Origin of the sequence: Pantoea sp. NGS-ED-1003 (assembly GCF_000738765.1) — a bacterium.
Lineage (GTDB): Bacteria > Pseudomonadota > Gammaproteobacteria > Enterobacterales > Enterobacteriaceae > Pantoea > Pantoea septica.
Genome location: NZ_JPQA01000002.1, coordinates 1 through 19,294, shown reverse-complemented (window position 1 = coordinate 19,294; position 19,294 = coordinate 1). Strand labels below are relative to the sequence as shown.

General features: G+C 53.1%; 40 protein-coding genes and 1 pseudogene. 18 read left to right on the top strand and 23 right to left on the bottom strand.

The genetic code is table 11. The features are described 5' to 3' along the window. Positions 1-28: 28 nt before the first annotated feature. The 19 genes and pseudogenes from JS46_RS03540 to JS46_RS03460 form a co-directional block, all read right to left on the bottom strand. Positions 29-1,756 carry a DUF2534 family protein gene (locus JS46_RS03540; protein WP_033748151.1) on the bottom strand — a complete coding sequence of 576 codons (1,728 nt, stop codon included), beginning with the start codon at positions 1,754-1,756 and terminating at the stop codon, positions 29-31. Positions 1,757-1,831: 75 nt separating this feature from the next. After that, positions 1,832-2,251 carry a DUF2946 domain-containing protein gene (locus tag JS46_RS03535; protein WP_033748149.1) on the bottom strand — a complete coding sequence of 140 codons (420 nt, stop codon included), beginning with the start codon at positions 2,249-2,251 and terminating at the stop codon, positions 1,832-1,834. A 121-nt stretch (positions 2,252-2,372) separates the two neighbouring features. Then, positions 2,373-2,714, bottom strand: a pseudogene (locus JS46_RS03530) (glutaminase); the annotation flags it as partial. A 38-nt stretch (positions 2,715-2,752) separates the two neighbouring features. After that, positions 2,753-4,033, bottom strand: a complete 1,281-nt coding sequence (locus tag JS46_RS03525) for a site-specific integrase (protein ID WP_033748146.1) — start codon at positions 4,031-4,033, stop codon at positions 2,753-2,755. Between the two features lie 31 nt (positions 4,034-4,064). Then, positions 4,065-4,313, bottom strand: coding sequence for an excisionase family protein (xisR, locus tag JS46_RS03520; protein WP_033748144.1), 249 nt, complete (start codon positions 4,311-4,313; stop codon positions 4,065-4,067). Positions 4,314-4,410: 97 nt separating this feature from the next. After that, entirely contained in the window at positions 4,411-4,722 is a 312-nt protein-coding gene (locus tag JS46_RS03515; RefSeq protein WP_033748141.1) for a hypothetical protein, read from the bottom strand. 46 nt (positions 4,723-4,768) lie between these two features. After that, complete coding sequence (locus JS46_RS03510) at positions 4,769-5,311, bottom strand: hypothetical protein (RefSeq protein ID WP_033748139.1); 543 nt, start codon at positions 5,309-5,311, stop codon at positions 4,769-4,771. Beyond that, the gene (locus tag JS46_RS03505; protein ID WP_235212959.1) at positions 5,308-5,586 is read right to left on the bottom strand and encodes a hypothetical protein; all 279 of its coding nucleotides are present in this window, start codon (positions 5,584-5,586) and stop codon (positions 5,308-5,310) included. Before JS46_RS03505 ends, JS46_RS03510 begins: the two co-directional genes overlap by 4 nt. Beyond that, a complete protein-coding gene (locus JS46_RS03500; RefSeq protein WP_033748137.1) occupies positions 5,587-6,084 on the bottom strand; it encodes an HNH endonuclease in 498 nt (165 codons plus the stop codon). Between the two features lie 34 nt (positions 6,085-6,118). Then, the gene (locus JS46_RS03495) at positions 6,119-6,469 is read right to left on the bottom strand and encodes a hypothetical protein (RefSeq protein ID WP_033748136.1); all 351 of its coding nucleotides are present in this window, start codon (positions 6,467-6,469) and stop codon (positions 6,119-6,121) included. Between the two features lie 25 nt (positions 6,470-6,494). Continuing rightward, complete coding sequence (locus JS46_RS03490; RefSeq protein WP_033748135.1) at positions 6,495-6,887, bottom strand: single-stranded DNA-binding protein; 393 nt, start codon at positions 6,885-6,887, stop codon at positions 6,495-6,497. Beyond that, positions 6,887-7,498 (bottom strand): ERF family protein, encoded by a 612-nt coding sequence (locus tag JS46_RS03485; RefSeq protein ID WP_033748133.1) that lies wholly within the window; start codon positions 7,496-7,498, stop codon positions 6,887-6,889. Before JS46_RS03485 ends, JS46_RS03490 begins: the two co-directional genes overlap by 1 nt. Next, positions 7,491-7,643: a hypothetical protein gene (locus JS46_RS24345; RefSeq protein ID WP_160173328.1), complete on the bottom strand. Its 153-nt coding sequence runs from the start codon at positions 7,641-7,643 to the stop codon at positions 7,491-7,493. Before JS46_RS24345 ends, JS46_RS03485 begins: the two co-directional genes overlap by 8 nt. Then, complete coding sequence (locus tag JS46_RS03480; protein WP_033748130.1) at positions 7,633-7,830, bottom strand: DUF5444 family protein; 198 nt, start codon at positions 7,828-7,830, stop codon at positions 7,633-7,635. Before JS46_RS03480 ends, JS46_RS24345 begins: the two co-directional genes overlap by 11 nt. Then, complete coding sequence (locus JS46_RS24055; protein WP_152560662.1) at positions 7,830-7,967, bottom strand: protease FtsH-inhibitory lysogeny factor CIII; 138 nt, start codon at positions 7,965-7,967, stop codon at positions 7,830-7,832. Before JS46_RS24055 ends, JS46_RS03480 begins: the two co-directional genes overlap by 1 nt. A 148-nt stretch (positions 7,968-8,115) precedes the next feature. Beyond that, positions 8,116-8,367, bottom strand: coding sequence for a hypothetical protein (locus tag JS46_RS03475; protein ID WP_033748127.1), 252 nt, complete (start codon positions 8,365-8,367; stop codon positions 8,116-8,118). A 19-nt stretch (positions 8,368-8,386) separates the two neighbouring features. Further along, positions 8,387-8,686 (bottom strand): hypothetical protein, encoded by a 300-nt coding sequence (locus tag JS46_RS03470; RefSeq protein ID WP_033748124.1) that lies wholly within the window; start codon positions 8,684-8,686, stop codon positions 8,387-8,389. Positions 8,687-8,787: 101 nt separating this feature from the next. Then, positions 8,788-9,291 (bottom strand): HNH endonuclease, encoded by a 504-nt coding sequence (locus JS46_RS03465; protein ID WP_033748122.1) that lies wholly within the window; start codon positions 9,289-9,291, stop codon positions 8,788-8,790. A gap of 6 nt (positions 9,292-9,297) precedes the next feature. Then, positions 9,298-9,666, bottom strand: coding sequence for a hypothetical protein (locus JS46_RS03460; protein WP_033748120.1), 369 nt, complete (start codon positions 9,664-9,666; stop codon positions 9,298-9,300). Between the two features lie 331 nt (positions 9,667-9,997). Between JS46_RS03460 and JS46_RS03455 the strand changes: the two genes are divergently transcribed. Beyond that, positions 9,998-10,204, top strand: coding sequence for a hypothetical protein (locus JS46_RS03455; protein ID WP_033748118.1), 207 nt, complete (start codon positions 9,998-10,000; stop codon positions 10,202-10,204). A 466-nt stretch (positions 10,205-10,670) separates the two neighbouring features. Here the strand turns inward: JS46_RS03455 and JS46_RS03450 are convergent, their stop codons facing one another. The 4 genes from JS46_RS03450 to JS46_RS03440 form a co-directional block, all read right to left on the bottom strand. Next, positions 10,671-11,075 (bottom strand): hypothetical protein, encoded by a 405-nt coding sequence (locus JS46_RS03450; RefSeq protein WP_072010385.1) that lies wholly within the window; start codon positions 11,073-11,075, stop codon positions 10,671-10,673. Then, the gene (locus tag JS46_RS03445; RefSeq protein ID WP_033748113.1) at positions 11,072-11,641 is read right to left on the bottom strand and encodes a Panacea domain-containing protein; all 570 of its coding nucleotides are present in this window, start codon (positions 11,639-11,641) and stop codon (positions 11,072-11,074) included. The genes JS46_RS03450 and JS46_RS03445 overlap by 4 nt, the downstream gene beginning before the upstream one ends. Before the next feature lie 127 nt (positions 11,642-11,768). Further along, the gene (locus tag JS46_RS24050; RefSeq protein ID WP_143807664.1) at positions 11,769-11,867 is read right to left on the bottom strand and encodes a YoaK family small membrane protein; all 99 of its coding nucleotides are present in this window, start codon (positions 11,865-11,867) and stop codon (positions 11,769-11,771) included. 4 nt (positions 11,868-11,871) lie between these two features. Further along, the gene (locus JS46_RS03440) at positions 11,872-12,519 is read right to left on the bottom strand and encodes a LexA family transcriptional regulator (RefSeq protein ID WP_033748110.1); all 648 of its coding nucleotides are present in this window, start codon (positions 12,517-12,519) and stop codon (positions 11,872-11,874) included. 108 nt (positions 12,520-12,627) lie between these two features. Between JS46_RS03440 and JS46_RS23205 the strand changes: the two genes are divergently transcribed. The 17 genes from JS46_RS23205 to JS46_RS03375 all read left to right on the top strand — a co-directional run. Further along, positions 12,628-12,846: a helix-turn-helix transcriptional regulator gene (locus JS46_RS23205; RefSeq protein WP_072010384.1), complete on the top strand. Its 219-nt coding sequence runs from the start codon at positions 12,628-12,630 to the stop codon at positions 12,844-12,846. 151 nt (positions 12,847-12,997) lie between these two features. Further along, positions 12,998-13,276 (top strand): lambda phage CII family protein, encoded by a 279-nt coding sequence (locus JS46_RS03435; RefSeq protein WP_033748108.1) that lies wholly within the window; start codon positions 12,998-13,000, stop codon positions 13,274-13,276. 39 nt (positions 13,277-13,315) lie between these two features. Continuing rightward, positions 13,316-13,459: a hypothetical protein gene (locus tag JS46_RS24340; protein WP_158086851.1), complete on the top strand. Its 144-nt coding sequence runs from the start codon at positions 13,316-13,318 to the stop codon at positions 13,457-13,459. Further along, a complete protein-coding gene (locus JS46_RS03430) occupies positions 13,456-13,644 on the top strand; it encodes a hypothetical protein (protein ID WP_033748106.1) in 189 nt (62 codons plus the stop codon). The genes JS46_RS24340 and JS46_RS03430 overlap by 4 nt, the downstream gene beginning before the upstream one ends. 53 nt (positions 13,645-13,697) lie before the next feature. Further along, a complete protein-coding gene (locus JS46_RS03425) occupies positions 13,698-14,570 on the top strand; it encodes a replication protein (RefSeq protein WP_096073377.1) in 873 nt (290 codons plus the stop codon). 1 nt (position 14,571) lies between these two features. Then, positions 14,572-15,927: a replicative DNA helicase gene (locus tag JS46_RS03420; RefSeq protein WP_033748101.1), complete on the top strand. Its 1,356-nt coding sequence runs from the start codon at positions 14,572-14,574 to the stop codon at positions 15,925-15,927. Next, complete coding sequence (locus JS46_RS03415) at positions 15,920-16,105, top strand: hypothetical protein (protein WP_033748098.1); 186 nt, start codon at positions 15,920-15,922, stop codon at positions 16,103-16,105. The genes JS46_RS03420 and JS46_RS03415 overlap by 8 nt, the downstream gene beginning before the upstream one ends. Then, positions 16,105-16,302, top strand: a complete 198-nt coding sequence (locus JS46_RS03410) for a hypothetical protein (RefSeq protein WP_033748095.1) — start codon at positions 16,105-16,107, stop codon at positions 16,300-16,302. The genes JS46_RS03415 and JS46_RS03410 overlap by 1 nt, the downstream gene beginning before the upstream one ends. Next, positions 16,299-16,514 (top strand): hypothetical protein, encoded by a 216-nt coding sequence (locus JS46_RS03405; RefSeq protein WP_033748092.1) that lies wholly within the window; start codon positions 16,299-16,301, stop codon positions 16,512-16,514. The genes JS46_RS03410 and JS46_RS03405 overlap by 4 nt, the downstream gene beginning before the upstream one ends. Continuing rightward, a complete protein-coding gene (locus JS46_RS24335; RefSeq protein WP_160173327.1) occupies positions 16,511-16,687 on the top strand; it encodes a hypothetical protein in 177 nt (58 codons plus the stop codon). Before JS46_RS03405 ends, JS46_RS24335 begins: the two co-directional genes overlap by 4 nt. After that, positions 16,684-16,860, top strand: a complete 177-nt coding sequence (locus JS46_RS24330; protein ID WP_160173326.1) for a hypothetical protein — start codon at positions 16,684-16,686, stop codon at positions 16,858-16,860. Before JS46_RS24335 ends, JS46_RS24330 begins: the two co-directional genes overlap by 4 nt. Beyond that, positions 16,821-17,024, top strand: a complete 204-nt coding sequence (gene ninD / locus JS46_RS24045; protein WP_369799132.1) for a protein NinD — start codon at positions 16,821-16,823, stop codon at positions 17,022-17,024. Before JS46_RS24330 ends, ninD begins: the two co-directional genes overlap by 40 nt. Next, positions 17,021-17,218 carry a hypothetical protein gene (locus JS46_RS03400; protein ID WP_033748090.1) on the top strand — a complete coding sequence of 66 codons (198 nt, stop codon included), beginning with the start codon at positions 17,021-17,023 and terminating at the stop codon, positions 17,216-17,218. The genes ninD and JS46_RS03400 overlap by 4 nt, the downstream gene beginning before the upstream one ends. Next, positions 17,190-17,624 (top strand): recombination protein NinB, encoded by a 435-nt coding sequence (locus JS46_RS03395; RefSeq protein ID WP_033748089.1) that lies wholly within the window; start codon positions 17,190-17,192, stop codon positions 17,622-17,624. The genes JS46_RS03400 and JS46_RS03395 overlap by 29 nt, the downstream gene beginning before the upstream one ends. Continuing rightward, positions 17,621-17,911, top strand: a complete 291-nt coding sequence (locus tag JS46_RS03390; RefSeq protein ID WP_033748085.1) for a hypothetical protein — start codon at positions 17,621-17,623, stop codon at positions 17,909-17,911. The genes JS46_RS03395 and JS46_RS03390 overlap by 4 nt, the downstream gene beginning before the upstream one ends. 150 nt (positions 17,912-18,061) lie before the next feature. Continuing rightward, positions 18,062-18,349 carry a dATP/dGTP diphosphohydrolase domain-containing protein gene (locus JS46_RS03385; RefSeq protein WP_051905556.1) on the top strand — a complete coding sequence of 96 codons (288 nt, stop codon included), beginning with the start codon at positions 18,062-18,064 and terminating at the stop codon, positions 18,347-18,349. A 448-nt stretch (positions 18,350-18,797) separates the two neighbouring features. Then, on the top strand, positions 18,798-19,294 hold a 497-nt coding region (locus JS46_RS03375), incomplete at its 3' end, for a recombination protein NinG (RefSeq protein ID WP_072010401.1).

The following is a 19,294-nucleotide window of genomic DNA, read 5'->3' as shown; positions in this document are numbered from 1 at the left end:
CCGTCGCGGGGACGGGCAGCAGACGCCTTTATTTGCCCTGTTCGTCACTCTCGCCGAGGAAGAAATACCACAGCGGAATCGACATCAGACCGGTAAAGACCGAGGTATAGAGAAGTACCATTAACGCCTGAGTGACGTACATCATCAGCGACCAGTCGCTAAAGGCGATCTGATACTGCTCGATAACGCCGCTGATAATGGCTTTGCCCATCACCGTGCCGACAATCAGCCATAAAATCACCACGCTGCGCAGGAAATAACGCATCTCTTTCTGCTTTGCAGCGAAGCGTCCGCGCACGATACCCAGCGGGGACTGCTGCTCCAGCGGCGTTTCCGGCTGCGGCATGGCGGCGCGCTGCGCCTTGCGCCAGCGCAGCAGATCGATAGCGATAAACGCCAGCAGGCTGCCCCCCATTACCGGCAGCGCCCAGCCCAGCGCCAGCGCAACGATCAGCGCGGCGGCCTGCGCATAGCGCGGCATCGCCAGCCAGGCGACAAGGAGCGTTTGCGCCGGATTCTGCGCGGGCAGCGCCGGGCGACGGATCCACCACATGCGATAGCCGAGCGCGATGGTGGCGCACAGACCCAGGCCGAACAGGGCCAGCAGCAGCTGGTTCGGCCAGCCGAACAGCACGCCCATGTGGGCGTCGACGCCCCAGCGCGTCAGCTTTGCCACCAGCGGAAAATGCGCGAATTCCACGCGGTCGACGATGGCGAACGTGGCGGGATCTACCGAAACGGCGTCAACCTGACTCGGCCAGCTGCGGTCGATCTCGCTTACCGTCCAGGCCTGGCCCTCTGCTTTCGGCTGGCGCAGCTCCAGTTTCGCGGCGCGGATGTCGCTGCGGCGCGCGGCGCTAAGCACGCTGTCCCAGTCGGCGTCCGGCGCATTTACCGCTCTGGCCGGCTGCGCTGGCATCGCCATACCGCTCATATCCATGCCGTCCATCTGCGGCATAGCATGATGATCGGCATGGGGATCGGCGCTGGCGGCGGGCGCGCTGGCGTCCAGCGCGGTGCGCACCTGCGGCGTCATCCAGCCCAGTTCGCTGCGCATTTTATCAATATTGCCGCCCGCCCACTGCGACCAGGTGAGGCCAGTCACCGAGAAGAAGAGCAAACCCAGCGCCAGCGCCAGGCCAAGCGTTACATGCCAGTGGCGGGCGAAGGCGAAGCCCGACACGGGCTTTTTCATCTTTCTGCGCGGGCGCGTGCCGAGCCACAGCACCAGTCCGCCGAGCGCGGCGACCCACAGCCAGGAGGCGGCCAGCTCGCTGTAAATTCGACCGACGTCGCCCAGCAGCAGGCCGCGATGCAGCTGATCCAGCCACATGCGCAGCGGCAGCACGCCGCTGGTGCCGTAAACCGTCATATCGCCCTTGACCTGCAAGGTGTAGGGATCGATAAACACCGAGCGCGATTCTGACGGACCAAGGTCGTTCTGGCTGAACTGCACGCGCGTGGTCTCCTGCGCGCCAGGTGCCGGACGTACCGCATAAACAGGCGCCGCCTCGCCGATATGGCGTCGCGCCGCCGCGACCTGCGCCGAAAGCGGCTGCGCCGTTCCCTGCGGCTCGGTGGTCAGCGCGGAAGCGTAAAGAACATTCTCAATCTGCGGCGTCAGCACATACAGCGTGCCGGTCAGCGCCGCAATAAAAATAAAAGGCGCGATAAACAGCCCGATGTAAAAGTGCAGGCGGCGCAGCAAAGTGAATAACGAGCCGCGCGGCGGCGCCGTTTCCCGAAGTGATGACATAGCACATCCATTTTTATTCAGTTAAAGACGAACCCGCTTCCGTCGCTTTACACGGCGGAATGGCAGGCATTCTGATTAAAAAACGCAGCGGGAAGGCGGGGCGCGAGGCCGGTAGACGCGGCGTTCGCGTCGGCACAGCGGCGGGTCCGCGCGCAGCATCGAGGGCGGCGCGCGCGAAATTAGCATCATCAGCCAGAGAAGGGGAACCGCAGCCCAGATCATCAGCGGCACATGCACCAGCAGCTCGCAGTAGCCGCAGGCGACGCCCTCTTCGCCCGACATCATATGGCCGGAAGGCATCATGCCGTCGTCCATATGATGCATCATCGGCATGGTATCGGCGCTGTGCGACATCGCCATCACTGGGGCGGCCATCGCGCCGCCGTGGCGTGCCATCAGATCCTTCGACACCACGGGCGCGACGAACAGCAGCAGCACCGCCAGGATAGCCAGGCAGGCGCTGAGTCGCTGTTGCAACGGGGTGAAAAAGGTCATGAAAACATCACTGGCTGGTAAACGTCAGGCGCTATTTTAACGCGTTACGGTTCTCAGCGGGGCTAATTCTGTAAAAATTCTTAGGGTATACGTGTACAGCCTGACGTCCGCCGCGCATGCCCTAGAGAACCGAGCTGCCAAGACGATCGCTAAGCAGCTCCAGCGCGGCGGAGCCTGCCAGCGAGTTGCCGATGGCGTCCAGACCTGGCGACCAGACCGCAATGCTCATTTTATTGGGAATGACAGCGATAATGCCGCCGCCGACGCCCGACTTCGCCGGCATGCCGACGCGCCATGCGAACTCGCCCGCGCCGTCATACATGCCGCTGGTGATCATCAGCGCGTTAATCTGTCTCGCCTGGCGCGGCGTGATGATTTGCGCGCCATCGGCCGTTTTGCCCTGGTTGGCCAGATAGACGAAGCTGCGCGCCAGCTCGATACAGTTCATCGACAGCGAGCAGAATTGACGTAGAAAGTTGTAATAAATACAGAGGGTTGCGGTTAAGCGGTTTTCTTGTGGGGCATGGGTGGGGCATTTTGTGAAAAATCAGCGTTCAGGATAGCGACCTGATCGTGATTATTCTCGGTCATCCATTTACCGTAAACGTTGTAAAGCATCTGCGCCGAAGAGTGGCCCATCTGGTGAGCAACAAAGTTAGGGTTGGCTCCTGCCGCAAGTGCCCAGCACGCAAAAGTATGCCTCGTTTCATATGACTTCCTCATCCTGACGCCTGCCTTCCTGAGCATCGTTCGCCATGCAGCGTTTATTGTCCCTGATGTGTACCAGTCTGCTGTTCCTCCGTTGCGGGTTGTGATCCTCGGAGAGAACACGAAAGTACACAGGTCAGTTCGCGTCGTCTCCTTCTGCCGTAGATGAATTGTTACCTCATGCTGTTGACCCATTCTCGTCAGCGCCATCTGTGACTTCAGCGCCTCAATGGCAGGGGCAGTCAGCTGAATGGTCCTGATGCCGGAGTCTGTTTTCGGCGGGTTGAAGTAATTCGTCATCGACTGCCCGCGCACTATCTTCACCGTCCAGTCCACAGTATCGATATCTTCCCATGCCAGAGAGATAATCTCGCCATGCCTCATGCCGGTATTAACGGCAAATATGATGAGATTTGTCATCTGCTCGGTGGGAGAGGCGGCAATCACCCTTGCGTACTCATCACGCGTTAGCGGGTCAGGGTCGGGTCTGGATTTTTTCAGCGGTGCAAAAGTCTCCATCGGGTTTCTCTGCACATAGCCATTTGCGGCGGCAAACGAAAACATTCCCTTCAGGCAGGCGAAGTATGAATTCACCGTTGGCACCGTTCTGCCTCTTCCGGACGGTGCCGGGTTTCTTCCTCGCGGTCGCTGTATCCCCGTCAGCATCTCCTTTCTTGCAATCAGTATGTCTTCCTGTGTCACCGAGTCAGCCATCTTTTCATGACCGATCACATCCAGGCACGAACCGATATATGACCTGTAATGCCTGAGTGCGTTTGCGGTAAGGTCCATTTCCTTCACTGAAAGCCATTTGTTGGCCAGCTCTGCCAGTGTCACCAGTCTTCTCTTTACGCCATATTTCCCGGCGTTCGGGGAGTCAGGAAACTGATCCGGATAACTGAAGTTGCCGGTCTTTACCTGATAACAAACTGAGGCTCTCAGCTCTCCTGCTGCCTTCCTGTTCTTTGGGGTATCAGGCAACCCCAGACTCTCCCTGACTCGCTTCCCTTTATAGATGAACCATATGCGCAGAAACCCTCCGTGGTTTTCTACGCCTGTGGGGTATTTAGCCATCACTGCTCCTCGTTGTTGAAAGGGAGTCCATTTAAGCAGAAATGCGGCGGCGGATCGCCGGGCGCTGTTTCTCAATCCATTTATTTATTTCTGGCAGGCAGTACATGATCGGGCTGTTTTCTTTCGGCGAGAGGTCGGGAGCCACGTGGCGATACTCCTTCCCCTCAAGCCAGGTTGACCGGCGCGCGTGCTGAATCATGTGCTTGGTCATGCCGGTTACTGTGGTAAGAACGGCCTCGGAAACCCATTTATTGGGCATCAGCTGAATTACGTTTTCCATATCTACTCCTTATCCGGCCAGTACCAGGCCACGGCTAAGCAAATAAAAACGGCGAGCCATATGAGGAACTCGCCGGGGGATATGTCGTGGATGGTGCTCACAGCCATTCGCCCACGCTAGCGGCGAGGTGCGTGATAGCCTTTCTTGTAAGGCTCATGATGTTTGGGTCATCTATCTCCACCGTAAAGCTGCATGCACAAGCCGGCTCGGTTACAAGGATTAACTTCGGGCCGTAGTGAATGCTCATATCCATCTGTCTGGCCAGTTGAAAGGCGTCGACGTTCATTCTCAGGGGGTTCCATGGCGTGTAAACCACAGGGTCGATAAGTATGCTTCCTTGCTCATCGAATCCGAATGTACGATGCCCTGCAGCCTTAGCCGCCAGCTCTAATACCTCTTCGTCAGACATAACAACTCCTCACGCAGAGCGCGATAGTGAATAGGGGGAAGGGGGATTAGGCTGGAACTGCTAAGGTCTGCTTGATGGCTTCGCGTACTGCCTGAACAATGCGTTCGAGATATTCGTAATCAGGATTGGGAACGGTAGGCCAGTTGGCGTGCCAGGGCTCATCTCCGAACACCTTACGAAGAGATGAATGGCTGTGCCAGTTGCAAACCCTGTCTTTCACGTCATCCGCACCATCAGCCTCATCCCAATATTCGCGGGCCTCAAATTGGTCTATTTCGTTCTCTCGGCGCAGCTTTAAAATTTCCTTTTTCACGAAAGCAATATTGGCTTCGTTATCTTCTCCTTCTATGGTTGAACGAATGCCTCGGCTAAGGCAGTTAATCAAGTATGAGTCGTTACAGTCGATGAAGAATTCTTGAATCGTCCTGTCAGACATACCGCCCCAGTATGACGTCCATGATTTACCGAAGCAGGTAATAGTGATGTTGCCGACGCCCGGCTTGATGTTTTCAATCATTACTTTGACGGGATCGAGTGAGGCGACCTCAGTGATAACTAACTGCTGAATATTGCTCTGTGTAACTTTCACTGGCTTATCTCCTTATCCACCTGCCGCACATAGAATGACAACCAGCGCTTTGCTGGAAACGTACCGGGCGGGAGGCATTGAATTGTTCTGGCGTGTTTGTCGAGAAGGCGGGTAATGATGCGGTCGTGTTCAGACTTGGGCCGGCCGTCGATGGCCTTGATGATTTCAGCTCTGCACTTCCTTGCTACGGAGCGAATGGCATTCTCCGCCGCCAGTGCGTCCAGCTTTTGACGCAGGGCGGCTATCTCCTGCTTCAGGTCATCTATATTTTCCATTTAAACCCCCTTGAACTCACCATGAAGATTTGATGCTGCCGCACAGTAGGCTGAGTAAGCCTCTTGCGGAGTTGAGAAATATCCAAGACCGTAGCTTTTCCCTTGCCTACCAATGCGAGCCATCCATTTGCCGCTTTTCTTGTGCAGATAAACACCTTTGTAACCAGATGAGTTATTCCGGTTCATTCCTCGGTTGCATTGGTTATCAGACTTAGAGCAATCACGAAGGTTTTCAATTCGGTTGTCTGTTTTTACGCCGTTAATGTGGTCGATTTCCCCGGTCGGCCAAGTTCCATAAAAAAGGAACCAAGCCATCCTATGAGCCTGTATCCTCCTGCCTAGTACCTTTACTTGCAGATGGCCTGTGCCACAGGTGGTCTCCGCTCTTTGGCCAGGAGTGTCTCGCTTCCTCTTTGTTACCATGCGATATATTTCTCCGGTCTCTGCGCTGTAACTGAAGCAACGCAGAATCTCTGATGAATAATCTACTTCACTCATCTGTCATCTCCTGTGCCGCTGAGCGGCGAAATAGTTAGTCCTGCACCACAGCGCCAAACCTCCCGCGCCGCTCTGTCGTGTAATCCATCCACAGCACGCCCGGCTTCGTGACGATGATGCGGGGAAGGGGAGGGCGCACAGCCGTCTCTCTGGCTACCTGCCGCAACCGGCGCTCTTCCATGAGCTGATACTTTCTTACCGGCGTTAATCTGCGCTCGTGCTCCTCACCTCTCCTCGCCGCCTGCGCTGCTTCCTGTGCAGCTAAGGCGACCTGCTGACACTTCCTCTGATGCGGCGTCATCTGCTCTGTACGCCACAGAAACCTTTCCTTTTGTATTTCTGACAGACGTGCGTAATGCGCCGATTCGAGCGGTGTTAAAGTCATACAGGTGCCTTAGTAGAGGGTTAAATCAGAAGGGGATCGATTCGTCGTAATCAGGTTCGGTAGATTGACCACGCTGCTGCTGCGGCCGACTCTGCTGCTGGCCGTTCTGCTTTGGCGGCAGGTCAATATCTCGCACGAGAATTGTAGGGATGGACGCCTTACTGCCGTCGTTCTTTTCCCACTCTTCGATGACAAACTCGCCTGTCACAGTGACCTTCGCGCCTTTAAGTATGGAGGTTGAAAGCTTCTCAGCCATCGCGCCGAACATCTTGCATTGCAGCCAGGATGTTTTCTCGTTGTCACCAAAGCCTGACTTGGCCGGCAGAGAGAATGTCGCGATGTGCTTACCGTTAGGGGTGACACGCAGGAATGCGTCTTTCCCGACGTTGCCTGCGATTGTGATCGTGTTGATTGGCATTATGCTGTGGCTCCTTCAAGTTCTGACTTTTTGATTTCGTACACCTCCTGCGCCTTAGCCTGCTCTGGCGTGCCATCCAGCATCTGCCAGGCCTTGGCGAAAGCAGTCTTCAGCTCAGGTAGGGTTGATTTGGTGTGCGCTGCCTCGGTGAAAGCCTTCAGGACGGCTTCTGGTGTCGGTGCGGGTTTCGGCTGCAATACCTGCTTAGCGTGGTTCTGCTGATGCTTGTGCTCGTCTGTGTCGGCGTCCTTGGCGTCATCAATGCCAAACAGGCCGTTAAGGCAGTATTTGCGGGCGTAGGAGCTGGTTGCGCCGGTAACCTGCGCATCATCCATGCCTTTCTTGTCAGCTGCTTCACGGGCCATTGCGGTAGCGCTGTGCGTGGTCTCGCCATCTGTAATCGATGCCGTAGCCCTGACATAGTAGCGATCGCCAATCAGGACGATTTCATCTGAGATGGAAAGGAACAGCCCGCTAAGCAGCGGCTTTACTGCCTCCAGAATGTCTTCGCAGCTTCGATATTTGTATTTACCGAACGTATTGGTCTGGTTCTTTGGGGCATTCAGCGTGCGCTGTATCTCGGCCAGCTTGGTGTAGAATTCCTTACTCATATGTCATCCCCATCTGCGCTGCCTGTTGCTCCGTACGGTAATCAGCAATCGCTTCCATTGCGGCTTGCTCGTAAGCCTGCTGGTCGCCCAGCGGACCCAACATGCCCATCATCAGGGCGATGAAATCTTCTTCGTCATGCTGCATTGCGTTTACTCCAGTTAGCCCAGTCTTCGTTCTGGCTCTCATGGAACCCGAGAGCGATTTCCGCTGCCCAAACGTATGCTTCGTGCATTCCGGCTTTATTGTCGGGGAAGGATGCTTCGTAGAGCTTTCCGAGGCGCTCACAGGGCTGCTGAACCAGCACGGTTCCGTTCACGGGGAGAATGTTCATTAGGGATTTCCTCTCTGATTCAGCGTGTCAACAAGGGAACGCCAGCCAGTGCGGAGGCGGCGAGTGATAACGTCTAACAGTGATTCATCAAACTGAGCGGAGCCCACGACGGCACCGCCCGCGATGGCATAGTTCATCGTGGGTTCCTTAATTCGTTTATGGTGGTGTCAAAAAGAAGGGCGCCATTGCGGCGCCCATGGGAGTACTACTGTCTGGTTGTAAGGATTTATCAAACCTGCTGTGCGTAACAGCGTCGAAGCGACTCAGTGAATCGCCTCTGCGGTGTTACTCGATATCTTCCAGGCTGTAATCCGAGAACACTTTATCAATATCCTCCTCGTCCCCAGCATTAAAAGTTCTCTCAACTGCATGCTGTTTCAGTTCGCCCCAGCAAACTCCCTCAACTGATTCAGGCCAGCCTTCAGCGGCCTCTTCTCGAAACTGATCGATAGCATCTTGAGCGTGTGATTCAGCTTCTCCGGCAGTTTCAAAGAGCTCAAAGCCGCATTCTGGGTCGTATGCAAAATACTTACTCATCCTCTTTCTCCTGTAGTGGTTACTGGCCCAATGCCTTAGATAGCGCCAACTCTGCTTTTTCCATCATCATTCGATGCTTATACGGCGCGCTTTCGCCTACGTCCATTTCGTACTGGCGCATTGCTTTTACAACCTCCTGCAGCGCCTCTAAAAGCTCAGGTCCCGCCGCTATCAGGTTGGCATTCTGCTCGCGCTTTGGTCCGCCGCATGAGGCGATATTTCTCCTCACTTTTGGCGCGCTTTCAGAAATCACTTGCTTCCCAGCTAATGAACCATCAACAACGGTCCATTTGCCTTCTGTACCATTAAATTCAATCATCTCATACCCTCGATAAATAACCCGCCACCATAAGCGCCCCGGTGACTATCCAGCAGATAATCCAGTCTGTGTTGCTCATTGTGGGCTCCAGTAAAAAGGCCTTACAGGCCCGTATTTGAAAATTTTCCGTGAAGTCTCTCAGATGCCTCCGAGTAAGCCTTGTGGGCCTCCTCAGGCGTTTTGAATTCGCCCAGTGGAATCTTTACACCGTGGCATTTGATCGTGGCTTTCCACTTCTTCGTTTGCTTGTTGAAGCCAACACCTTTATATCCAGAGGTGTTATTTTTCTGCGCAACACGATTCCACATGTTTTCCTGATTGGTAGCAGCTCGAAGGTTATTTTTGCTGTTATCGCTTTTGACATTGTTGATGTGATCAACGCATTCCTTAGGCCACTCACCGTACATGTATAGCCAGGCAAGACGGTGCGCGGCATAAAGAATTGCATCAACCCTGATATAAACGTATCCGTCCTGACGGATGTACCCGGCCACATCTCCGGGGAACTTCCATCCCTTCTGAATCTTCCAGCAAAACACCCCGGTTTCTTCGTCGTAGGTGAGTTGCTCCCTAAGTCGGGCTGCCGTGATTCTGCTCTGGTTCATAGATAGTTACCGTGCCGTTACGATGTCTTTAGATTTGCGATAGCCAGCTGCGTAGATGGAAACTTGCGGCAGGCACATGCCGTTTTCGATTTGGCCGCCGACATACTTCTCAGCGCCCGCCAGAATCTGCTTGTGATACTCCGTCTCTGTTTCTACAGCCTTGACTACGCGGTCAGCTGCCGGCCGTTTGCAGGCAATCTCAGCGCGGCTCAGTTCCACGCGACGCTGCGGCGCTTCCTGACTAAATGCGCTCGCCAGAATCGCTTCAATCTCACGCGCCTTAATAGCCTCTTCAGCCCGGCGAGCGTTGCGGCGTGACTTCGCGTTATCTTTTCCAACAGGGTTAAGTGATTTGCCATAGACGATGTTCGCCATAAATCCTCCGGTTAGTTACTGGCTGCACTGTCGCAACAATGCACTCAGTAACCACTGTTTGAGTTCGGTGCGTTCTCGGCACCTTCCGTAGAGCTTCCCGCTCGTTGTTACAAAGAGCTGCTATCCGTTTCGTACTGCGCCAGCGTCCTGCTGATGGAGAGATATTCACATATTGTGATTTAATGGTCAATCACAAATTGTGTATAAATTTAATATGACACGCTATGTGTGTGATTTTTTTGTGTATTTATTTTTCTACAGCCGCAAAAAACCCGTACAGCGCTCGACTCAGTGCTAAGATTTCATGGCTTAACAGGAGGAGGTTGGTGGCATGAGAAACAAAGATGTGGCTGACTTGCACAGGAAGATGATGCCTGAGGTGGGAGAGGTTCTTGGTAGGGGGACTATGGAGCTGCTGAGGGAGGGGCGGGCGATAACTAATCTGGCAATAAAGGAGAAGATAACAGGTCTTTATGCTGATAAAGCAGATGACATAGTAGTGCAGATGGCGCTGGCTCTGCTGTCGACGACGCACTGACGGTGCAGGTCAGGATTGCGGGCAAAAAAAACCGCCAGACCAGCGCTGGCGGTAACTTGTCGAGCAACAAGCAAAGTGATGGATATATTTCACTTTCATTATTGGCCGATATTTTTTTACCTGCAAGCGTAAGCGGCAAAAAAAGCCCGCACACGGCGGGCAAGAGTGATGCGGACAATCAGCTTGTTCCGGCCCTGAGGCCGTGTCTCTCTGGACATTAGTGTTATCGGCACGGCAGGAGATAGCTTTAGGGGTGGGCATGAAAAACCCGGTGCGGTGGCGGGTGCAGGAGTGGCAACGAGTTCACCATTGGTAAACCGTTTACCATTAATGACATCGTTAACCATAGGGATCGGTGTGGCGGGCAAAACTGAAGGTATTGAGATCTTCTACTGGTATATCAACGAGATAGGGTGGCGGTCATATGGGGATCGGCGCAATAAAAAACCCGGCGCTGTGGCCGGGTTTATTTGCAGTGTTGGCGATAAAACTTTAGCACCTTGTTAGGTGTAAAATCAGAAGATTCGAATCCTGATAGTACACGCTGAAAAACGCTTTCTTCCATATCAGCGTGTTTTTCCAATTCTCCGCTTTCTTCCCTAGAAACCACATTAGGGACTTTCCATACAATAGCATCGGCATAGAAAACATAACTGTCATGATGCACAAATGGGTGCTCTCCAGCACGTAAAATACATGCTGGATCGTGGTGTACTGGAGCCGGATATACCGTGGTGATATTAACGACCAGTACGCATTCGCAACCATGGACAGGATGGTACACTGGATCGTTACAAATGATATGTAGATGTTTAGACCCACCAACAGGGGCCAATACGGTGCCTTTCCTGTATGGTGAGTAAACTGTCATGCTAGCTCACTGCTGAATTTTTTGAGTTGGTCGCGCGCTCTCATTCTATCAAGGAGAGCTTCGGCTTCCGCTTCAGATTTCCCGCCAGCCATGAAAATGGATTTTGGATTGATCGCAACAGACGACCCGTGAGGATCTTGCCACTCAGAACAAATTCGGTGCGTTAATTCACAAAGCTCAAAGCGCTTATAATGACCAAACTCTGAGAAAACTTTATCCAGAATTTTTATATCAGCTCGGCTTAGCTCATCGAAAGCATCATCGTCTTCAAGCCCATGAACTGGCTTTTTGACTGAAACCTCATAATTCGATTCACCTTTTATCCAGTCATCCCAAGGTGATTCTTCAAGAGGGCTGCCTGACTTAAGCAGGTCATAGGTTCGTGACAATACAGGACCATTGTTCATGGACACTGCGCGGTCACCAGTCATTGAGTCGCCATAACTGATCATATACTCACGATCAGCCAGGTAAAGCAGTTTCATGAGTTTGATATATGCCATGCGCCCACCACGTTTCAACAGTAGGTAACCAGCCATTTGAGCTGCTTTATTTTCGCTGTACATACTCAACCTCCCAGACTACCTAATTAGTAATCTCAAGTGTGATTATGAATACAAGTGATGCTGTAGTCAATCAGGCTTATTGGCCTGTAACCCTTCAGCCTCATTTTACCCAAACGTATCTTCCGGCCTAAGCACCTGGCATCCAGGCGCCGCTGGCAATGAACCATACCAGGAGTGCTATCCCTGCTATCCCACAAACAGCAGGGAAGATGTATCCAATCTTCATTTCATCACCCAAACGTCTCTTCCGGCCACTGAGCCTTAACCACCTTGCCAATGATGCGGATACTGTGGTCGCAGTCCAGAATCCTGTATGCAGGGTTCAGCGGCACCAGGTAACTAACGCCACTGTCCAGCTCGTACTTCTTGAACGTTACTTCTGAGTCACCGTTCGCAGATGCAATACAGAAATCACCCGACTCTACCGGTTCAGCCGGATCAATCAGTATCAGCATCCCTTCAGGAAAGCTCGGGCGCACACCCTGTGGTGCCGTCATTGAATGTCCCTTTACCTCAAGCCAGAACGCTTTCTCACTGGCTTTCTTCGTCGTTGGCACCCATGCCTTAGCGTCACTGGCCGTGTAGCTGCCGACCTCGGCAAATGGGCCAGCCTGGACGTGCGCGAACAATGGATATTCATATTGTTTGAAAACTGAATCAGACTCATCACCAAACATGATCTTGGCTGGTGATACGCCAAGGGCAGAACCAAGGATTACCGCGTCGTCAGCACTTACCTTACGTGTGCCTAACTCATAATTCCCCAGACGAGACGGAGCCGCCCAACCGCAAAGTTTGGCTAGCTGTACCTGGCTAAGTCCTTTTGCTTCACGCAGGGACTTAATCCTTTCCCCGATTAATTCATGCATTGTTTTCATCCAATAAATTTACCACGGTTCGTGATTGCACTCCGTACACGAATTGAGGTTGACTGTTAATCACATTTTGTGTGTAATGGTGTTCTGTTTAACGCCAAGGAGAACGCAATGAACAACATTGCACAGCAGCGAAAGAAAATCGGAGTTTCGCAGGCTGTTCTTGCTTCGGCGATTGGTTGGGGACAGTCACGAATTGCCAACTATGAGCTGAATATCCGTACCCCTGGACTCAACGATTGTCGACTGATTGTTGAAGGCCTAAAGAAGCTGGGATGCCATTGTTCTCTAGATGATGTTTTCCCACCTTCAAAAAGTAAAGCCGCTTAGCAGTACCCGCTCTTTTTACAACGGACATGAAGTCCTACGGAAGCCACCGAGAACGTGGCGACTAACTCAAACGAAACAACAAAACGTTCGTGGCAATAGCTGCGGCTTTGTCACGTCTGAACAACAACTTATCACCAAGGAATCATACGAAATGGATCATGCAAAGAAACGCAACGAGGCATTGCGCATTGAAAGCGCCTTGCTCAACAAAATCGCCCTGTTAGGCACTGAAAAGACAGCAGCTGCTGTTGGTGTCGATAAGGCGCAGATAAGCCGCTGGAAACGAGACTGGATACCGAAGTTCTCGATGCTTCTGGCAGTACTGGAATGGGGTGTCGTGGATGACGAGATGGCTCATTTAGCCCGGCAGGTGGCGCAGCTTCTCGCAAAAGGAAACGCCCCAAAGAGCAATGAACTCTTTGAGGCGTAGGGTGGGGCAACAACCACGATGCATATCCCGGAGATGATTATGCCAAAGAAACACGTTTTACGCCAGGCAGAAATGCGCAAAAACCTTGCCCGCATCGAGTTCTGCAAAGGCTTCAACCCGACTGTCGCGGAGAAACTGAAGCACATTCTGGAAGAGGCCAAAGCGAAGGAGAAGGGCAAATGAGTAACGTTAAAGATTTCGAGCTTTTCAAAGCTAAGGCGCGGGAAGAAGTTAAACGCTGTCCATCAGAAGCTGGGTACGTGTTTTTACCTAATAGCTTTATGGATGAGCTACTTAAATGTGATTTCTCGGTGGATCAATTTAACGAAATCCTCCGAATTTTTGACCCGCGCAGGAGCATGAAATGACAACCGCCAGATTATACGATTTCAGCGCTGCACATGAGCGCAGGAGTTCACGGATGGAAAACCAAAAGCAGGGGCATTTTGCCCTGTTCAGGAGCCTTCTGTCTAAGGATTGGGCCAAAGACACAGCCAAGCTAGCCATGTGGATACGCCTTATCGGTGATGCTGCTTATAGGCCTCGTACAGTGGAGTTTGCCGGTAAGACATGGAATCTTCAGCCCGGCGAGCTTGTAACGACAGCGGCGATTATGGCGAGAAAATTACGCGATCAGGATGACAAGGAAAAGAGTCCGCAGGCTGTTACCCGGATGCTTAACTTCTTCGCCAGAGAGGGAATGATAACCACAAAAGGAACTCGTTTCGGAACAGTGGTTTGCATAACAAATTACGCAGAATATCAGGCTGTTTTACCCGATGAACCTCGCGAAAGACCTCGCGATAACATCAAACCCAGTGCTGGCGCGGCTTCAAGGGCTGTACCCGATGAACCTCGCGATGAACCATCCGATGAACAGAACAAGAAGTTACTAGAACAAGAATTAAATAATACCCCTATATCCCCTGAAGGGGACTCGTCTGATAAGCCTGAAAAGAAAAAGCGAAAACCTTCTGAGCCCTTTGAATTCGACCGAGAGCGATTCAAGGCAACGTGGAACCGCAAAGCTCAACAGTACGGTCTGCCTCGCGTGATAAGCATCAGCAAAACCACCCTTGCTGGAATTAAGCGACTCTACGAATCACACCTCGAGCACTGCAAAGAGACCAAGCGTCCGCCTCAGAACGTTGACACGTTCATCAATGGTTATATCGAGTTTGGTTACACGCCTTCCGATTATGCCTGCGGGAAAAACGATGCTGGCAAAAAATACGGCATCGATACTGCTCTAACTCAGAAGATGATCGACAAAATCATCAGCCAGGAGGAATGACATGGAAAGCCTCGATTACGAAGAGCAGCTGATCGGCGCAATGCTCATCAAGGGAGACCATATCGACTGCCGTGACATTGCCAGCAAGCTCCCGGTGGCGGCATTCGCCAATCACCACCTGCGCAGCATGTATCAGGCAATCGTCACCCTGCTGGACAAAGCTGAGCCAATCGACCCGTTTACTGTTCGTGACTCCATCCCGCAGGAGAGCCGTGATTACGTGCTGAGCATCGCGACAGCCTGTAAGAGTGCCGCGAACATCAAGGCATGGGCCAAGAAGGTTCGCCAGTGCTGGATGCTTCGCAAAGGCGCTGAAGAGCTGACAAGGGCAGCACAGCTGCTTGCCAGCGCTACACCGCATAACCTGAACGAAAGCATTGCCGAAGCTGCGCGCCTTGCCTCAAAGCTCCAGCTGGAAACCAACGACAAACTTCCTCGCCGCATTGGAGACATGATTCAGGACTACCTGAATGTGCTGGAAGATCGCATGAGGGGCGCTGAGTCTGGTTTGTATCTTCAGACTGGCATTGAGGCGCTGGACAACGAGTATGGCGGCTTCGACCGCACCGACCTGATTATCATCGCTGGTCGTCCCGGCATGGGCAAGACAGAGCTGGCTATCAACATCGCTAACTCAATCGGCCGGCAAAAGGGAACAGGGCTGCTTATCTCAATGGAGATGTCAGAGACGCAGGTAGTGGAGCGCCACATCGCTGACCGTGGCGGGCTGTCAATTGGAACGCTGCGCAACCCGCTGGGCATGACTCAGGAGGATTACACCCGACTGACGACTGCAACCGGCACCCTGCTTGATGAAAACAACCATGCTCTGGTTGGCTCGTTCACCATCGACGAAATTATCAGCCAGGCGGAGCGCATGAACATGGATGGCGGCCTGAGCTTTCTGGCTATCGACTACCTGACCCTTATCGACATGCCGAAAGCTGAGCGTGCAGACCTCGCGATTGCAGAAGTCACCCGTAAGCTGAAGCAGTTCTGCCTGCGCAACAAGGTTCCCGTGGTGCTGCTGGCCCAGCTCAACCGCAACGTTGACGGGCGAGGCGACAAGCGGCCAAACATGGGCGATCTGGCAGGCTCCAGCTCAATCGAAAAGGACGCAGACGTCATCATCTTCCCGTACCGCGATGAGGTCTACAACGACAACACCGACCTTAAAGGTCTGGCAGAAATCATCATCGGCAAATACCGCTCCGGCCAGCCAAAGACGTTCTACATGGGCTGGAAGAATGGTCACTTCGTCAACATCGACCAGGAAACAGCGGCGCGTCAGTATTCCGACAACAAGAACAAAGAGCAGCCGGCCAACGACTGGCGCTATGGAGGCAGCAATGGCTAATCGAACCAAAGAAGACCAGATGGCACTCGAAAGAGCAAAAGCGATGTTTTACCGGATCGCAGCAGAGCTAACTCTGGTCACAGCTGAAAACGAAGATGAGCAACTGCGGCTCGACAGTGCGCGCAGGATGGCCGCTGACAATGCGTTGCGACTTGAAGACCATCTGAGGGGATTCTGATGGAAAAGGTACACGACATCGATTCAATGGTGGCCGGCATCATGGCTTTCGTTCATGCAGCCAGACAGCAACGCGCATCGGACGATAATCCAAAGGATGTGACAGAAATCTACATGAGCGCAGGCTTCGACGTGGCTATCGAATTAGCTGAGAAATGCGCAGAGGCAATCGCAGCACAGAAAGGAGCCACCAAATGAACAAGCTAACCGCTAAGAAGTGCAGAGAGCAGTTTGAACACTGGATTAATTTATTTGGGGCGCCGAATCTAACAAGAGCGAATGGTGGAGCGAATTACGCAGATGGCGATGTTGATATGGCATGGATAGTGTGGAAAGCATCACGCGACACCCTTGAGATTGCGCTGGCAGTACTGGAGCGGCAGGAACGCGAGCGAGGAGAGGAAGAATGATGACAGCTATCAAAATCTCCATAGTGTGGATTCCATTAAGCCTGATGTTTTTCATCGCCCAGTATGGCGGCGATTCCCACCTTCAGCCGTGGCAGGCCATCGTAATGATTGGTCCCGCTCTACTGCTCGCGAGTATTGAGTTGATTAAATCCCTGATGGAGTCCAGTCGATGAGCGACAAAGATGAGCTGGAGCGGCAGCAGAGAGAGCTATTCGCTGAGAGCTTCGAAGATCACACCGGCTGGCATCCGGACGACTATCCAAGCCCGGACATTGTCGAAACCAGCTGGGAGATTTGGCGAGATGGATGGCAAGCAGCGTTAAGCAGCAAGCAGGAGGAGGAATGAGCCATAAGCCACATTACCGCTGTGATCGCTGCGGAATGGAGAAGCCACCTGAGCGATACCGAGAAGGGCAACCATGGTGGAACAAGTGGTGCATTCGCTGTGAGGCATCTCCTGTAGGGCAGTTCCCGATCCCGGAAACAGATGAACACCGGAGGAAACCATGAACAACGTAATCCCCCTCAAGAAATCTACCTATCTCCTGCCAGATGACGAATTCGAAGCCCTGCTGCAGGAAGTAATCATCCACGGCCGCAAGTTCCACGACTTCACCTGCTACCCCGCGGTGATGCGCAAGGTGCTGGGCGACGCACTGAAGAGAGACAAGCGCGATGGAGAAACAGACATATCTGCTTCGTAACAGCAGCCTCAAACAGAACTGCATTACCGCCATCCAGCACCTCCCCACCAATCCCGACCGACCTCTGCAGATAACCATCCAGGAAGACACCAGAAGCCTTGCGCAAAACCGCATGCTTTGGGCCTGCCTGCATGATATTTCACAGCAGGTGGTGTGGTACGGGAGGAAGATGGATGCGGAGTCGTGGAAGCATGTTTTCAGCGCAGCCCTGAAGCAGCAGGAGACGGTTCCCGGCATCAATGGCGGCTTTGTAGTCCTCGGTCAGTCGACCAGCAAAATGCGCGTCAGCGAGATGCGCGACCTCATCACAATTATCCATGCCTTCGGCGCAGAGCAGAACGTTCGATTCAGCGATGAATCCGCGCGCGCTGCCGAGTGGGCGAACAGGTTCGGGAGGGCAGCATGAGCAAAATCAAAGCAGACATTCACAAAGTTCTGGCAGACGGCAAATGGCACGGCACAACGGAAATTCTCGACCGGGTTTCTCGATCAGCGTTTGCAAGCAGGAAGGACGTGCTGACGGTCCTGCATACACTGACGGGCGGACACCACATTGTTAAGTCACACATCAGCTACAGCGATTGCAAATATCGCGCTGGAGCAACGCCAGGAGGCTTCGGCGTCAATCCCAATATGGCAGAGTTCCAGAGCCTGCTGAACAGGGTGAGAGGTGGACATGCGCCGGCAAATTAGCATCACCTTCTTAGCATGTGAACACGCCGAACTGAAGTGTCCCCGCCAGAAACGCCGCCGCCACAAAATCCCTAATGAATCCGAAGTGACAACCTGCAATTACGTTGCACGGTTGCGCCGGGCTGTGGCTGACAGGATAAGGAAATCGCGATGACCACAAAGCACGACTCTGGAAAGTGGCGGTTCAGCCTGGTTCCGGTATGCGCCATCAAATCCGTTATCGATGTGCTGGAGTTTGGTGCCAAAAAATACGCGCCGGGCAACTGGAAAACCGTGCCTGACGCAAAGACCCGATACTTCGACGCGGCGATTCGACATGTAACCGCATGGTGGGAAGGTGAGAAGAACGACAGCGAAAGCGGCCTGCCGCATCTGGCACACGCAGTTTGCTGCCTGCTGTTCCTGCTGTGGATGGAAAAGGAGAATCCGAATGCGTGAACGCTGCCAGCGCTGCTACACCATCCTCACCTCTGAAGACAAACATCACTACGGCATAAGCTGCGAAAGCTGCGAGTGCGATATGAAATGGGAAGACCATGAAAGAGACCAGCCAATCAAATCCGCCTACTGGCGCTGGCGAGCCATCTGCTTCTGTATGCGCTGGTTGCTCTGTTCAGCTGCTGGATGCCGAAGTCTACGCATGCACCTCATGTCTCGACCTGTGGACGATGTTACACCCAAATTTCACAATGACAGGAGAGAATGATGGCTGACGCAATTCTAATACTACTTGCCTCCGCAGCATGGCTATGGAGAGTTGAGTGGGTCTATCGAGTCAGGGTGAAGATGATTGACGATGACTTTGAGCGATACAAGCGGCTTCCCTCATACCTTTCAATGGCCCTTCAGGTGTGGATATGGGATGTAAATAAATTTAGGGGGAGGCATGGCTAAAGGCATTAAGCCGCCGAAGCCGAAGACCTGCCCAATCTGCTCTACCGAATACACCCCTCGAAGTTCTCTCCAGAAAGTCTGTGGCGTCCAATGCTCAATTATCTTTGGCAAACAAGCTGAAGCGCAAAAGCGCGAGAAGGCAGAGAGGTTAGCCTGGCGCAACCGGAAAGCTGAAGCCAAGCCCTTAAAGCACTGGGAGGATATGACACAGCGCGTAGTGAATGACTACATCAGGGAAAGAGACAGAGAGCTTCCGTGCATCAGTTGCGGGACGTGGGAAACGGTTCAGTGGGAGGCAGGGCACTACCGGTCAAGAGGCAAGGCATCACACCTCCGGTATCACGAAGATAATATTTCAAAACAGTGTCATCGATGTAATGTCCAGCTATCCGGCAATCAGCAGCAGTACCGCATCAATCTCATCACCAAAATCGGCCTTCAGCGCGTTCTGGCGCTCGAATCAAACAACGAACCTCACCGATACACCCG

Coding starts and splice junctions, on each gene's coding strand:
- JS46_RS03540 (WP_033748151.1), bottom strand. CDS start 1,756: ATGTCATCACTTCGGGAAACGGCGCCGCCGCGCGGCTCGTTATTCACT.
- JS46_RS03535 (WP_033748149.1), bottom strand. CDS start 2,251: ATGACCTTTTTCACCCCGTTGCAACAGCGACTCAGCGCCTGCCTGGCT.
- JS46_RS03525 (WP_033748146.1), bottom strand. CDS start 4,033: ATGGCTAAATACCCCACAGGCGTAGAAAACCACGGAGGGTTTCTGCGC.
- xisR (WP_033748144.1), bottom strand. CDS start 4,313: ATGGAAAACGTAATTCAGCTGATGCCCAATAAATGGGTTTCCGAGGCC.
- JS46_RS03515 (WP_033748141.1), bottom strand. CDS start 4,722: ATGTCTGACGAAGAGGTATTAGAGCTGGCGGCTAAGGCTGCAGGGCAT.
- JS46_RS03505 (WP_235212959.1), bottom strand. CDS start 5,586: ATGGAAAATATAGATGACCTGAAGCAGGAGATAGCCGCCCTGCGTCAA.
- JS46_RS03500 (WP_033748137.1), bottom strand. CDS start 6,084: ATGAGTGAAGTAGATTATTCATCAGAGATTCTGCGTTGCTTCAGTTAC.
- JS46_RS03495 (WP_033748136.1), bottom strand. CDS start 6,469: ATGACTTTAACACCGCTCGAATCGGCGCATTACGCACGTCTGTCAGAA.
- JS46_RS03490 (WP_033748135.1), bottom strand. CDS start 6,887: ATGCCAATCAACACGATCACAATCGCAGGCAACGTCGGGAAAGACGCA.
- JS46_RS03485 (WP_033748133.1), bottom strand. CDS start 7,498: ATGAGTAAGGAATTCTACACCAAGCTGGCCGAGATACAGCGCACGCTG.
- JS46_RS24345 (WP_160173328.1), bottom strand. CDS start 7,643: ATGCAGCATGACGAAGAAGATTTCATCGCCCTGATGATGGGCATGTTG.
- JS46_RS03480 (WP_033748130.1), bottom strand. CDS start 7,830: ATGAACATTCTCCCCGTGAACGGAACCGTGCTGGTTCAGCAGCCCTGT.
- JS46_RS24055 (WP_152560662.1), bottom strand. CDS start 7,967: ATGAACTATGCCATCGCGGGCGGTGCCGTCGTGGGCTCCGCTCAGTTT.
- JS46_RS03475 (WP_033748127.1), bottom strand. CDS start 8,367: ATGAGTAAGTATTTTGCATACGACCCAGAATGCGGCTTTGAGCTCTTT.
- JS46_RS03470 (WP_033748124.1), bottom strand. CDS start 8,686: ATGATTGAATTTAATGGTACAGAAGGCAAATGGACCGTTGTTGATGGT.
- JS46_RS03465 (WP_033748122.1), bottom strand. CDS start 9,291: ATGAACCAGAGCAGAATCACGGCAGCCCGACTTAGGGAGCAACTCACC.
- JS46_RS03460 (WP_033748120.1), bottom strand. CDS start 9,666: ATGGCGAACATCGTCTATGGCAAATCACTTAACCCTGTTGGAAAAGAT.
- JS46_RS03455 (WP_033748118.1), top strand. CDS start 9,998: ATGAGAAACAAAGATGTGGCTGACTTGCACAGGAAGATGATGCCTGAG.
- JS46_RS03450 (WP_072010385.1), bottom strand. CDS start 11,075: ATGACAGTTTACTCACCATACAGGAAAGGCACCGTATTGGCCCCTGTT.
- JS46_RS03445 (WP_033748113.1), bottom strand. CDS start 11,641: ATGTACAGCGAAAATAAAGCAGCTCAAATGGCTGGTTACCTACTGTTG.
- JS46_RS24050 (WP_143807664.1), bottom strand. CDS start 11,867: ATGAAGATTGGATACATCTTCCCTGCTGTTTGTGGGATAGCAGGGATA.
- JS46_RS03440 (WP_033748110.1), bottom strand. CDS start 12,519: ATGAAAACAATGCATGAATTAATCGGGGAAAGGATTAAGTCCCTGCGT.
- JS46_RS23205 (WP_072010384.1), top strand. CDS start 12,628: ATGAACAACATTGCACAGCAGCGAAAGAAAATCGGAGTTTCGCAGGCT.
- JS46_RS03435 (WP_033748108.1), top strand. CDS start 12,998: ATGGATCATGCAAAGAAACGCAACGAGGCATTGCGCATTGAAAGCGCC.
- JS46_RS24340 (WP_158086851.1), top strand. CDS start 13,316: ATGCCAAAGAAACACGTTTTACGCCAGGCAGAAATGCGCAAAAACCTT.
- JS46_RS03430 (WP_033748106.1), top strand. CDS start 13,456: ATGAGTAACGTTAAAGATTTCGAGCTTTTCAAAGCTAAGGCGCGGGAA.
- JS46_RS03425 (WP_096073377.1), top strand. CDS start 13,698: ATGGAAAACCAAAAGCAGGGGCATTTTGCCCTGTTCAGGAGCCTTCTG.
- JS46_RS03420 (WP_033748101.1), top strand. CDS start 14,572: ATGGAAAGCCTCGATTACGAAGAGCAGCTGATCGGCGCAATGCTCATC.
- JS46_RS03415 (WP_033748098.1), top strand. CDS start 15,920: ATGGCTAATCGAACCAAAGAAGACCAGATGGCACTCGAAAGAGCAAAA.
- JS46_RS03410 (WP_033748095.1), top strand. CDS start 16,105: ATGGAAAAGGTACACGACATCGATTCAATGGTGGCCGGCATCATGGCT.
- JS46_RS03405 (WP_033748092.1), top strand. CDS start 16,299: ATGAACAAGCTAACCGCTAAGAAGTGCAGAGAGCAGTTTGAACACTGG.
- JS46_RS24335 (WP_160173327.1), top strand. CDS start 16,511: ATGATGACAGCTATCAAAATCTCCATAGTGTGGATTCCATTAAGCCTG.
- JS46_RS24330 (WP_160173326.1), top strand. CDS start 16,684: ATGAGCGACAAAGATGAGCTGGAGCGGCAGCAGAGAGAGCTATTCGCT.
- ninD (WP_369799132.1), top strand. CDS start 16,821: ATGGCAAGCAGCGTTAAGCAGCAAGCAGGAGGAGGAATGAGCCATAAG.
- JS46_RS03400 (WP_033748090.1), top strand. CDS start 17,021: ATGAACAACGTAATCCCCCTCAAGAAATCTACCTATCTCCTGCCAGAT.
- JS46_RS03395 (WP_033748089.1), top strand. CDS start 17,190: ATGGAGAAACAGACATATCTGCTTCGTAACAGCAGCCTCAAACAGAAC.
- JS46_RS03390 (WP_033748085.1), top strand. CDS start 17,621: ATGAGCAAAATCAAAGCAGACATTCACAAAGTTCTGGCAGACGGCAAA.
- JS46_RS03385 (WP_051905556.1), top strand. CDS start 18,062: ATGACCACAAAGCACGACTCTGGAAAGTGGCGGTTCAGCCTGGTTCCG.